This is a genomic window from Serratia sp. JSRIV004, assembly GCF_019968705.1.
Taxonomy (GTDB): Bacteria; Pseudomonadota; Gammaproteobacteria; order Enterobacterales; family Enterobacteriaceae; genus Chania; species Chania fonticola_B.
Window position 1 is genome coordinate 1,983,906 of the sequence record NZ_CP074140.1, and the last position, 12,407, is coordinate 1,996,312.

General features: G+C 55.7%; 10 protein-coding genes. 4 read left to right on the forward strand and 6 right to left on the reverse strand.

Going from position 1 to position 12,407, the window contains the following annotated elements; genetic code table 11:
* Nucleotides 1-49 precede the first annotated feature (49 nt).
* The 4 genes from KGP21_RS09560 to KGP21_RS09575 all read right to left on the reverse strand — a co-directional run bounded on the left by KGP21_RS09560 (nt 50) and on the right by KGP21_RS09575 (nt 4,605).
* Entirely contained in the window at nt 50-1,423 is a 1,374-nt protein-coding gene (locus KGP21_RS09560) for an NAD-dependent succinate-semialdehyde dehydrogenase (protein WP_094982726.1), read from the reverse strand.
* Between the two features lie 446 nt (nt 1,424-1,869).
* A complete protein-coding gene (gene dld, locus KGP21_RS09565; protein ID WP_371824850.1) occupies nt 1,870-3,567 on the reverse strand; it encodes a D-lactate dehydrogenase in 1,698 nt (565 codons plus the stop codon).
* A gap of 43 nt (nt 3,568-3,610) precedes the next feature.
* Nucleotides 3,611-4,405, reverse strand: a complete 795-nt coding sequence (gene map, locus KGP21_RS09570; RefSeq protein ID WP_059200210.1) for a type I methionyl aminopeptidase — start codon at nt 4,403-4,405, stop codon at nt 3,611-3,613.
* Nucleotides 4,402-4,605 (reverse strand): ParD-like family protein, encoded by a 204-nt coding sequence (locus KGP21_RS09575; protein WP_059200211.1) that lies wholly within the window; start codon nt 4,603-4,605, stop codon nt 4,402-4,404. Before KGP21_RS09575 ends, map begins: the two co-directional genes overlap by 4 nt.
* Before the next feature lie 171 nt (nt 4,606-4,776).
* Here KGP21_RS09575 and ddlA point away from each other — a divergent pair, with 171 nt between their 5' ends.
* On the forward strand, nt 4,777-5,883 hold the full coding sequence (gene ddlA, locus KGP21_RS09580) for a D-alanine--D-alanine ligase (RefSeq protein ID WP_223538009.1): 1,107 nt from the start codon (nt 4,777-4,779) through the stop codon (nt 5,881-5,883).
* A gap of 51 nt (nt 5,884-5,934) precedes the next feature.
* Here ddlA and KGP21_RS09585 read toward each other — a convergent pair whose 3' ends face one another.
* Both KGP21_RS09585 and KGP21_RS09590 read right to left on the reverse strand, forming a co-directional pair.
* Nucleotides 5,935-6,717, reverse strand: coding sequence for an ABC transporter substrate-binding protein (locus tag KGP21_RS09585; protein ID WP_021805193.1), 783 nt, complete (start codon nt 6,715-6,717; stop codon nt 5,935-5,937).
* A 33-nt stretch (nt 6,718-6,750) separates the two neighbouring features.
* The gene (locus tag KGP21_RS09590) at nt 6,751-7,905 is read right to left on the reverse strand and encodes a pyridoxal phosphate-dependent aminotransferase (protein WP_021805192.1); all 1,155 of its coding nucleotides are present in this window, start codon (nt 7,903-7,905) and stop codon (nt 6,751-6,753) included.
* Between the two features lie 140 nt (nt 7,906-8,045).
* On the opposite strand from KGP21_RS09590, the gene KGP21_RS09595 reads away from it, so the two are divergent.
* The 3 genes from KGP21_RS09595 (at nt 8,046) to KGP21_RS09605 (ending at nt 12,382) form a co-directional block, all read left to right on the forward strand.
* The gene (locus KGP21_RS09595; RefSeq protein WP_094982990.1) at nt 8,046-8,972 is read left to right on the forward strand and encodes a LysR substrate-binding domain-containing protein; all 927 of its coding nucleotides are present in this window, start codon (nt 8,046-8,048) and stop codon (nt 8,970-8,972) included.
* A gap of 96 nt (nt 8,973-9,068) precedes the next feature.
* Complete coding sequence (gene bglX, locus KGP21_RS09600) at nt 9,069-11,366, forward strand: beta-glucosidase BglX (RefSeq protein ID WP_223538011.1); 2,298 nt, start codon at nt 9,069-9,071, stop codon at nt 11,364-11,366.
* Nucleotides 11,367-11,458: 92 nt separating this feature from the next.
* Entirely contained in the window at nt 11,459-12,382 is a 924-nt protein-coding gene (locus tag KGP21_RS09605) for a dihydrodipicolinate synthase (RefSeq protein WP_021805189.1), read from the forward strand.
* Nucleotides 12,383-12,407 lie beyond the last annotated feature (25 nt).

Consider the following 12,407-nt stretch of genomic DNA (forward strand, 5'->3'; position numbering starts at 1 on the left):
AGTGGGCGCAGGATACTGCGCCCGCTTAGCGTCCCTCGAGTATAAAAACTCAGCTATGGCTTACCACCACCAGCTTCTGGTTCACAAACTCCTTAATCCCCAGATCTGACAGCTCGCGCCCAAAGCCGGAACGTTTCACACCGCCAAACGGCAGCTCAGGCGCGGTATCGGTCAAGGAGTTGATATACACCATGCCGGTTTCAATGCGTGAGGCCAGCTTTTTGGCTCGTTCAATATCCGTGCTGAAGATGGCCCCGCCAAGCCCGTAGTGGGAGTCGTTGGCCAGTTTCACTATCTCCTCGTCATCGCTCACCACATAGACCTGCGCCACCGGGCCGAAGAACTCGGTGAAATAGGCCGGGTTATCGCGGCTGATATGCGTGAGAATGGTGGGTTCAAAGAAGTTACCTTCATGCTGTAACGCCTTGCCGCCCAGGTGCAGTTTGGCCCCTTGTTTCACCGCCTCATTGACCTGCTCGGTTAACCCTTCCAGAGCCGACTTGGAAGATAGCGGCCCTAAGGTGGTGGTTTCATCCAGCGGATCGCCCATTTTCACATTCTTGAAATGCTCCGTGAGCTGTTGCAGGAACGCTTTCGCCACTTTCTCCTGCACGATAAAACGCTTGGCGGCGGTGCAGACCTGCCCGGCATTGTTCAGTCGCGCCTGGGCGCCGACTTTAACGGCCTTCTCGAGATCGCAATCGTCGAGCACGACAAAAACGTCGTTACCTCCCAGTTCCAGCGTGGCCTTTTTCAGCTTCTTGGCCGCCTGAGCTGCCACGATGCTACCTGCTTTCTCCGAGCCAGTCAGTGCTACGCCCTGCACCCGATCGTCGGCGATGATATTGGCCACCTGGTCCTGGGAAATATACAGGTTGGTATAGGCGCCTTTGGGCGCCCCGGCCTCATGCACCAGCTTTTCGAACGCTTCGGCGCAGTGTGGCACGATGCTGGCATGTTTGACCAATACCGGATTACCGGCCGCCAGGTTAGGGGCGAGCACACGCATCAGTTGGTAAAAAGGGAAGTTCCAAGGTTCGACAGCCATCAACACCCCGATGGGATGATGCTCGACCCAGGCCTCACCCAGGCTGGACTCATAGCTTACCGGGGCCAGGAATTTTTGCGCATTATTGGCGTAGTAACGGGCAATCTGGCCACACAGTTTTACTTCGCCACGGCTTTGCTCGATCAGCTTACCCATCTCAACGCTGGCAATGTTCGCCAGTTCCTCCACCCGGCTCTCCATGAGATCGGCCAGCTTATGCAACACGGGTAGGCGCTGGATGATTTCACCCTTGGCCCAGTCGGAATGATACAGCGCATCGGCCTGGGCCAGCGCCAGCTCCACCTGATCGTCGTTATGCGGGGTATATTCTTTAATTAGCTGATTGTTAAAGGGGTTTACTGTCTGGTATGGCATGAAGTGCTCCTTTCGTCGCTCATGTTGACGCCTGACAGACGCCTTATTCAGAACATTAAGTCTAGACGACAGGGCAGAAGAATAGGGGCATAAAGAGCGATAACGCGCCAACGCCCCACATGCGGAGGCTTAATACGAGTGTGCTGAGATGATCCTTTGCTCCCAAAAGGGCAGGATCCACCAGCTCCCTCTCCTTGTCAGTGCCCCGCATGCAGAGGCTTAATACGAGTGTGCTGAGATGACCCTTTGCTCCCAAAAGGGCAGGCTCTACCAGCTCCCTCTCCCTGTGGGAGGGTTGGGTGAGGGGACAGAATGTGCCACAACTTAATGGCGTCATTTTTATTCTAATCAACTCAGTTACAGACTAACTCTCGCACCTGAGCACGACTCCGGACAGCTCCCTCTCCCTGTGGGAGAGGGTTGGGGTGAGGGGATAGGATAAAATGTTACTGAATGTTTTTACCCCAGTTTTTTTGCTTACTGGTTTTGCCAATGCCGGGATTAAAACTGTTGGTAGGATCGGCATCCTGATAGAACGCCTGCAAATCCGGCTTGGCATGATACAGATGGCCGACGTTGTGCTCGGCCGGATACTCTGCACCACGCTGATTGAGGATCGCCAACATCTGTTCTTTCAGCGCATGGCTGTCCGCGCCTTTTTTCACCACGTAATCCTGGTGGAACACGTGGCACATAAAGTGGCCGTAATACAGCTTGTGCACCAGTTGGTTGTCGATCTCTGGCGGCAGGGTTTCGAACCACTCGGTATCGTTGCGGCGCAGGGCGATATCCAGCGCCAGAATGTCCTCGACCTGATCGGCATGTACCGCGTGATAGCGCACGGCGGCGCCCGCTGCGGCAAAGCGGTGCAGGAACGCTTTCTTACCTTCTTCAGGCGTGCAGACGAAAAAGTCACCGTTGGCCTGGGCAAAATAGCTTTGCAGATACTGCTGGGCTTCCTCTACGCCTGGGCCGGCCATTTTCAGCAGCAGATGGTGTTCAAAGCGTTGGCGATATTCTTTCATGCGCGGCGGCAGATGGTTAGGGGCCAGCTTGCTCAGCTTCTGCATCAGGTTATCGGTGAGGTTGTGCGGTATCAGTGGCAGTTTGTTCAGTGTGGCATCCACCCGGCCTTTCAGGGTGAAGAAACGCGGCATTTGATCGGTGCCCAGTTTGTCGATCATCATAAAGGTGTCTTTGCCATACACCTCGGCGATATCGAAAATATCGCGGTGCATATATTCCCCGGCCACCGGCAGATTTTCAAACTGGCTCAGCATATGGCGGCGCAGCTCGGTCAATACCGCGGTGTCGTTGGTGCCGATATAGAACACCTGTTCCTTGTCTTCTTTGGCAAAGGTGTCCAGACGCACTGCAAACACTGCCAGCTTCCCGGCACAGCCGGAAGCCTCGAACAGGCGGCGTTTATCGGCATTAAAGCGGGAAGGGGTATCGGCATCCACATCGCGCACCCGGCTGGCGTATTCATTATCCGAAGCGCGCAGTTCGCCATGTTCAACATCCGTTGGCCGGTAATCGCCCTTTTCCAACCGCGTAAGGATCTCTTCCGGCGTATCGCCCAGGTTAATCCCCAGATGATTGACCAACCGTAACTGGCCATCGGCATCCAGCTTGGCGTACAGCGCCATTTCGGTATAGGCTGGGCCGCGCTTGACCAGCGCCCCACCGGAGTTGTTGCATATTCCCCCGATCACCGAGGCGCCGATGCAGGAAGAACCGATCACCGAGTGCGGTTCACGGCCATAAGGTTTCAGTAACCTCTCCAGCTTATTGAGCGTGCTGCCAGGGAAGCCGACCACCTGCTTGCCGTTATCCAATACTTGAATATGATCGAGCCGCAGGGTGCTGACAATGACAATATCACGGTCATAATCCTGGCCGCTGGGGGTAGAGCCTTCGGTCAAGCCGGTGTTGGCCGCCTGCATAATGACAATCTTATCGGCGGCAACGCAGGCTTGCAGGATCTGCCACAGTTGCAGCAGACGGGTAGGGAACACTACGGCCAATGCCTTGCCACCGCCGGAGCGGAAACCTTTGCGATAACGTTCGGTGCTACGCTCGCCGGTCAGCACTTGCGCGTTGCCAACGATACTCTTCAACTGAGTGATAAATGCCTGCGTCATGCCCATCTCCATGTCCCCGCCGGGTTGCAACGGGGTTTAATGTTTAATAGCGTTCCTGATATCCCGCCTCACGTTCTTCTGCACGCAACGTCAGGATCTCCACGCCGTCAGCGGTCACCGCCACGGTGTGCTCCCATTGGGCGGAAAGTTTTTTATCACGGGTGACCACGGTCCAGCCATCTTTCTTCTGTTTGATGCGGTGGTCGCCCTGGTTAATCATCGGTTCGATGGTAAACACCATCCCTTCCTGCAACACCGTGCCGGTGCCGGGCAGGCCGAAGTGTAGCACCGCTGGGCCTTCGTGCATTTCACGGCCAATGCCATGCCCACAATATTCCCGTACTACGCTATAACCCGCCTGTTCTGCATGTTGCTGTATGGCGTGGCCGATGTCACCCAGCGTAGCACCGGGTTTCACAGCCCGAATACCTTGCCACATTGACTCGTAGACATTGTTGACCAGGCGCTTGGCGAGCGGGGTGGTTTGACCGATGCAATACATCTTGCTGGAATCGGCAATAAAACCATTATTTTCCAAGGTGATATCGACATTGACGATCATCCCGGAGCGCAGAATTTTGCTGGCCGACGGAATGCCGTGGCAGATCACCTCGTCGATCGAAGTATTAAGCACGTAGGGGAAATCATATTGGCCCTTGCTGGCAGGGCGTGATTTCAGCTCATTGACGATAAAGGCTTCGGTACGGTCATTGATCTCCATGGTGGTGATGCCTTCGTGGATCACCTCATCGAGCATGGCAAACACCTTGGCCAGCAGCGCGCCGGAGTGGCGCATGATGGCAATTTCCTGCGGCGTTTTAATCACAATATCTTTCACCCAACAATCTCCTTCAGCGTCAGCGCGTTATCTTTCATCATCTGCTTTACCAGTTGCGGATAGGTCAGCTCCGGGTTCAGCTCTGCCAGCATGCCGATCCTGATCCAGTGTTCCGCCTGTGCGTTGATAGAACGCGACATGGCCAGGCTGGCGAGCCTGAGATCGTCATGTAGCGTCTCCGAGATTTTTACGATCCCCATAGCCGACTCCGTAAATGAACAATATACGGAGTGTATACGTTTTGGATGCTGTGGGTTTGGCATTCTGTGGCGCAGCCATTTTAGGCCCTATGATGATTGCCGGGGCTGCACAATGCGTTTATTGTGATCGTCGGCTTTGTTGCCATGACTTTTTTAAGAAGGATTTAAGGCGTGACTAAACTACGTGTTGGGGTGATCTTTGGGGGCAAATCGGCGGAGCATGAGGTTTCGCTGCAGTCGGCAAAAAATATTCTGGATGCCATCGACAAAGAGAAGTTTGACGTCACGCTGCTGGGCATTGACAAGCAGGGGCAATGGCACCTTAACGATGCCTCCAACTTTCTGCTGAATGCGGAAAATCCGGCGTTGATCGCGCTGAACCACTCGAATAAAAACGTGGCGCTGGTCCCTGGGTTTGAGAAACAGCAACTGATTGAAGCCGACGGTGCCGGTGCGCTGGGCCAGCTTGATGTGGTGTTCCCGATCGTCCACGGCACCTTGGGAGAGGATGGCTCGCTGCAAGGGCTGCTGCGCATGGCGAATATGCCGTTCGTGGGGGCGGGCGTGTTGGGCTCCGCCGTCAGCATGGACAAAGACGTCACCAAACGTCTGCTGCGGGATGCCGGGCTGTCAGTAGCGCCGTTCGTCACGCTGACGCGTTCCAACCGCAACAAGTACAGCTTTGCTCAATTAAGTGAGAGCCTGGGGTTACCGCTGTTTGTTAAACCGGCGAACCAGGGCTCCTCCGTTGGTGTCAGCAAGGTGCATGACCAGGCTGAGTTCGAACAGGCCATCGCCTTGGCATTTAGCTTCGACCATAAAGTGCTGGTGGAGTCGGCTATTGTTGGCCGTGAGATCGAATGCGCGGTATTGGGTAACGATAATCCGCAGGCCAGCGTCTGTGGCGAAATCGTCCTGAGCGATGAATTCTACTCTTACGACACCAAATACATTAATGAGCAAGGTGCGCAGGTGGTGGTACCGGCGGCGATCGATCAGGACGTCAGCGATAAAATCCGCGAGGTGGCATTGCAAGCCTTCAAGGCGCTGGATTGCTTGGGTATGGCGCGCGTCGACGTGTTCCTGACGCCGGACAATAACGTGATTATCAACGAAATTAATACGTTGCCCGGTTTCACCAATATCAGCATGTATCCAAAACTGTGGGGAGCCAGCGGGGTGAGCTATAGCCAACTGATCACCATATTGATTGAACTGGCGCTGGAGCGGCATCAGCAGGATCGCGGGTTGAACAGTTCGGTATTTGACAGCAAGTAAATGGCGTTTTCCTGGCACTCTCCGAGTTGAAGAGTGCCAGAAGACAACGGTTTACTTCACCGTGACATCGATATCGCCAAAGTACTTCTTGGACAGCTCGCCAATGGTGCCTTGCTGCTTCACCTTGGCGATGGCGTCGTTGAGCTTTTTCAGCGTCGCGGTATCATCTTTACGCAGGCCGAAGGCGATCCCTTCGCCCAGGATTTTATCGTCCTGTACCGCATCGCCAACAAACGCGAAGCCTTTACCATCTGGATGCGCCAGGAAACCGCTCTGCCCGGCAGGGGCCATGATCAAGGTGGCATCCAGGCGGCCAGCGGTCAGATCCAGATAGACCTGGTTTTGATCCTGATAAGATACGACATCAACCCCTTCCGGTGCCCAGTGTGCCTTGGCATAGTTTTCCTGAATGGAACCCTGCAACACGCCGACGTGCTTACCCGCCAGTGATTTGGCATCCGGTTGCAGGCCGCTGTCGGCCTTGGCAATCAGGCGGTTTGGCACCTGATAAATCGAATCGGTAAACGCAATCGCCTGCCTGCGCTGCTCGGTGACGTTCATCGCCGAGTTAATCACGTCAAATTTGCGGGCCTGCAACGCCGGGATCAGGCTGTCGAACGAAGTTTCTACCCAACTGCATTTGACCTGTGCGGCGGCGCACACGGCGTTACCCAGATCGATATCAAACCCTTCTAACTGGCCGCTGGCGGATTTGGACTCGAAAGGCGGATACAGGGCTTCAAGCCCAAAACGCAGGCTATTCTCTGCCGCTAGTGTGGAACCGGCTGCCAGTAAACATCCCGCCGCGATCAGCGTTTTCAGTGCTTTTTTCATTGTTGTTGCTTCCCCATGGTAAAAATCAATGGATCACACCTGACACAGACGGCGAGCGCCTTCCAGCAGGGTGTCATTATCTTTCGAGAAACTAAGCCGGATAATGCCGGTATCAGTGCCGTCGCTGTAGAACGCCGACAGCGGGATGGTGGCCACCTTGGCTTCGCGGATCAAACGGACCGCAAAGTCGTTGTCGCTTTCATGACTGAAACCGCTAAAGCGGGCCAACATAAAGAAGCTGCCCCGGCTGGGCAGTAACTCAAAGCGTGATTTTTGCAACGCGGCTGCCAGCAGATCGCGCTTTTGCTGGTAGAACTCCGCCAACCCCAGGTAGCTCTGTGGATTATTCAGGGCGGCGGCAAAGGCGTATTGCATCGGGGTATCGGCAGAGAACACCATAAATTGGTGCACCTTGCGGATTTCGTCCATCAGCGCTGCCGGTGCCATGCAGTAACCGACGCGCCAACCGGTGACGTGATAGGTCTTGCCAAAGGAAGAGACGATCACGCTGCGCTCTGCCAGGGCAGGATGGCAGGCCATGCTGTGGTGAATGCCACCATCAAACACCACGTGCTCATACACTTCATCGGAAAGAATGACGATATCAGTATTGTGGGTCAGGGCAGTCAAGCGCTCGATATCGTGTTCATCGAATACGCTGCCGGTAGGGTTGTGCGGGCTGTTGACGATGATCATCCGCGTTTTGCTGTTGATTGCCGCCGCCACCTCATTCCAGTCGATGGTTAAATCTTGCAGTGAAAGCTTGATGGCAACCGGGGTCGCCCCTTGCAGACGCACAATCGGGGCGTAGCTGTCGAAGGCGGGTTCGAAATAGATCACCTCATCGCCGGGATGGACCAGCGCGCTGATGGCGGAGTACAACCCTTCGCTGGCGCTGGCGATCACCGTGATTTCGTCGTCGGCGTCATAGTGGGCGCCATACAGCCGCTCAACTTTTTCCGCCAGTGCATGACGCAGTGCCGCTACGCCGCTCATCGGGGCGTACTGGTTATGACCTGCACGCATGGCTTGCGCAACGTCCTCAACCAGTTGCACATCACAGGCAAAATTGGGGGCGCCCTGCGACAGATTCAGGGCTTGATGTTCGGCGCTCAGTTGGCCAATCACAGTGAAAATGGTAGTGCCAACGTCCGGCAGTTTCGAACGTTGCGAACAGGCGCTGTGCATGGGGGGCTCCTGGCAAAAGAATCGAGTGTCGAATGATTAAGCATCAGTTAGGATGGGCTAACAAGAGAAAATTCGTCATGCTTGCCATGCAGCCAGATCATGGCTGATAGTGAAAATAAATGCAGGTATCGGGATTTATTATGCAAACATCGCTACCGTCGCTCGACGTGCTGAAAACCTTTGTGGTGGTCGCTGAGCGTCTCAATTTCACCCATGCCGCCCAGACGCTGCACCTGACGCAGGGCGCAGTTAGCCGCCAGATCCTGGGATTGGAACAACAACTGGGTTATCCGCTGTTTAGCCGCCGCGCGCGTGGGTTAACGCTGACGCCACAGGGCGCGCTGCTGTTGGCGCCGGTACAACTGGCGTTAGAGCAATTGGCGCAAGCGCTGGCCAAGGCCGGGGAGCAGCCGGGTACGCTACGCGTCAAATGCCCAACCTGTGCGATGCGCTGGGTATTGCCGCGCATTATTCGCCTGCAGAATGAACGGCCAGAGATGCATATCGAACTGACTGCGTCGGTATCGCACGGGCTGGATTTTGGCAGCGAGCATTTTGATGCGGCGGTGGTGTTTGGCAAACCTCAGGGCAAACGGCTGGTGGTGCACCATCTGTTTGATGAGATCCTGACGCCGGTCTGCACGCCGAACTATCTGCCTGGCCTGGATCGACCACCAGAACCTGCCGATCTGGCGGAGACAACCTTGCTGCATCCTACGCGCGATCGCCGTGATTGGTTGCTATGGTTGAAAGCGGCGGGGCAGACGGCGTTGCCCTCTGCCAAGTCACAGCATTTTGATACGCTCGATCTGGCGATGAGCGCCGCATTACAGGGCTGTGGTATCGCCATTGGCGATTTGTGCCTGCTAGAGGAGGATATTCAGGCCAATCGCATTATTACGCCGTTCCCGATCAGCGTGGTCAGCGGTGCCGCCTATTATCTGGTTTACCCCGAACATGCGGTGGTGCCTGCGGCCTTAACCCTGCTGGTGGAGTGGCTAGGGGCAGAGGCGCAAGCCAGCCGGAGCAGATTGCATCATCTGCTAACAACAACGCAGACGAATTGATTCTGCAAACAAAAAGAGTATGGCAAACTGCGTGCTCACATCTATTAATGCCTCCTGGCCGACATTGCCGGCGGGGACGTGCCTGAGAATCAAACTATGAAATGGCTTTGTGTGGTGAGTATGTTGTCCGGCCTGGCTATCAGCCCGGTTTTTGCGCAGGAAAGCAGTGTGACTCAAGGGATCTATGCTCAGGAGCGTGATGCCTTTGTCTCCAACCTGATGAAGCAGATGACGCTGGAAGAGAAAATCGGCCAGCTACGTTTGATTAGCGTTGGGCCAGATAACCCGAAAGAGGCCATTCGTGACGGCATCAGCAAAGGCCAGATCGGGGCGATCTTCAACACCGTGACCCGGCCAGATATCCGCGTCATGCAGGATCAGGCCATGCGGCTCAGCCGCCTGAAGATCCCGCTGTTTTTTGCCTATGATGTGGTACATGGCCAGCGTACCGTATTCCCGATCAGCCTGGGGCTTGCGGCGAGTTTTGATCTGGAGGCTATCGCCCTGAGCGGACGTGTTTCAGCGCAGGAAGCCAGCGATGACGGCCTGAACATGACCTTCTCGCCGATGGTGGATATTACCCGCGATCCGCGTTGGGGCCGAGTCTCCGAAGGGTTCGGTGAGGATACCTGGCTGGTATCGAAGATTGCCAAAGTGATGGTGGATGCCTACCAGAATGGCGATCCGTCCAAGCCGGGTTCGGTGATGGCCAGCGTGAAGCACTTCGCCTTGTATGGTGCAGTTGAAGGCGGCCGTGACTATAACACCGTCGATATGAGCCCGTTGCGTATGCATCAGGATTACCTGCCGCCGTATAAGGCGGCGGTAGATGCTGGCAGCGGTGGCGTGATGGTTTCGTTAAACTCAATCAACGGCGTACCGGCGACGGCCAACCCATGGTTGCTGAAAGATCTCCTGCGCGACCAGTGGGGCTTTAAAGGCATCACCATTAGCGATCACGGCGCGATTAAAGAGTTGATTAAGCATGGCGTGGCCGCGGACGCGCGCGACGCGGTGCGCTTGGCGATCACCTCCGGCGTCGACATGAGCATGAGCGACGAGTATTACGACCAATACTTGCCGGGGTTGGTGAAGGAGGGTTTGGTTTCTGAAAGTGAGATCGACCGAGCCTGCCGCGACGTGCTGAACACCAAATATGATATGGGCCTGTTTAAAGATCCGTATAACCACCTTGGCCCGGTTGGTTCCGACCCGCAGGATACCAATGCCGAAAGCCGTCTGCACCGTGCGGAAGCCCGTGTGATTGCCCGTAAAACGATGGTGCTGCTGAAAAATGACAAGCAGACGCTGCCATTGCAAAAGCAGGGTACCATTGCGCTGATCGGGCCGATGGCCGACAGCCAGCGCGATATTATGGGGAGTTGGTCAGCCGCAGGCGTGGTGAAGCAGTCGATCACCGTGCGTGAAGGGTTGCAGAATGCGGTGGGCGATAAGGCCAGCATCCTGTACGCCAAAGGGGCCAATATTACTCAGGACAAGAGCATTATTGATTATCTGAACGAGTATGAACCTGCGGTAGCCTTTGACACGCGTCCGCCACAACAGATGATTGATGAAGCGGTGAAGATCGCCAAACAGGCCGACGTGGTGGTGGCGGTAGTGGGTGAGGCGCAGGGGATGGCTCATGAAGCCTCCAGCCGGGCGGATATCACCATTCCACAAAGCCAGCGTGACCTGATCGCGGCGCTGAAAGCCACGGGTAAACCGCTGGTTCTGGTGCTGATGAATGGCCGTCCGTTGGCATTGAGCTGGGAAAGTGAACAGGCAGATGCGATGCTGGAAACCTGGTACAGCGGCACCGAAGGCGGTAACGCCATCGCCGACGTGCTGTTTGGTGACTACAACCCTTCCGGCAAGCTGCCAATGACCTTCCCGCGCTCAGTGGGGCAGATCCCGATTTACTACAACCATCTCAACACTGGCCGACCGTTCGGCAAGGAAAACCCGGGCAAGTACACTTCGCGTTACTTTGATTCGCCGAATGGCCCGCTGTATCCATTTGGGTATGGTCTGAGCTATAGCCAGTTTGCCCTGTCGGACTTCAAGCTCTCCAGCCCCGAAATGGCGCGCGACGGCAAAATCACCGCCAGCGTGATGCTGAAGAATACCGGTAAATATAACGGTGCCACCGTGGTGCAGCTGTATGTGCAGGATGTGACCGCCTCGGTCAGCCGCCCGATCAAGGAGCTGCGTAACTTCAAGAAGGTGACGTTGCGTGCCGGGCAGGAACAGCGGGTGGAATTACCGATTACCGAGGACGATTTGAAGTTTTATAACGCCAGCCTGAAATGGGGCGCGGAGCCGGGTAAATTCAACGTGTTTGTTGGCCTGGACTCGGACAACCTGCAACAGCAGAGCTTTATCCTGAAATAAGTTTGTGAGGGGACAAGGTATCCCGGCTCCGACGCCATGTCCCCTCATCAAATACCAAGTGGTTCACGATAAAAATCACCGGAGATTGCATCATGAAAAGATATCTGGACTGTAGCGCCAGCGATCTGGCCAACATCAGCAAAGACGATCTGATCTACGCCATCCGTGCCAGCGAAGGGCGCATCTTGGTCAGTGAGAGCATCGCGGTCACTCAGCCGCTACTCAATAACGTTACCAATGCCGAGCTGGCCGCCAGCCAGGGGGCCGACATCCTGCTGCTGAACCTGTTTGATGTCAATCAGCCGCACATTGCCGGGCTGCCTGGCGATGTGCCGCCTGAGAATGCCATACGCGAACTGCAACGGCTGACCGGGCGCGTCATCGGGGTCAATCTGGAAGCCGTCGATCCGGCGTTTGCCACCACGCATAATGAGTTCTGGCAGATGACGGCGGGGCGCGCGGCCACGGCGGAAAACGCCCGAAAGTTGTATGAGCTTGGCGCTCGCATGGTGGTTTTGACCGGTAACCCGAATAACGGCGTCAGCAACCAGGCCATCGCAGAGGCGCTGAAGCACATTCGTGACGAAGTGGGCGATAAGCTGGTGCTGGTGACCGGCAAAATGCACGGTGCCGGGATTGTGCGTGAAAGCGGCAGTCAGTTGATCACTGAACAAGATATCGCACTGTTTGTAGAAAATGGAGCTGATATCGTTCTGCTGCCAGCACCGGGCACCATCCCCGGCATGTCGCAGGAAAAGGTCGCCTCGCTGATTACGTTTACTCAGCAACAGGGCGCGCTGGCGATGACCGCCATCGGCACTTCTCAGGAGGGGGCCGATGTGCAAACCATTCGCCAGATTGCTCTGATGAGCAAAATGGCAGGGGCCGATCTGCATCATATTGGTGATACCGGCTATCTTGGCTTGGCGTTGCCGGAGAATATCTTTGCCTACAGCGTGGCGATCCGCGGCGTACGCCACACCTATACCCGCATTGCCCGCTCCGTTAACCGTTAGCAATTTGCCTTTTCAATGCGTTGTT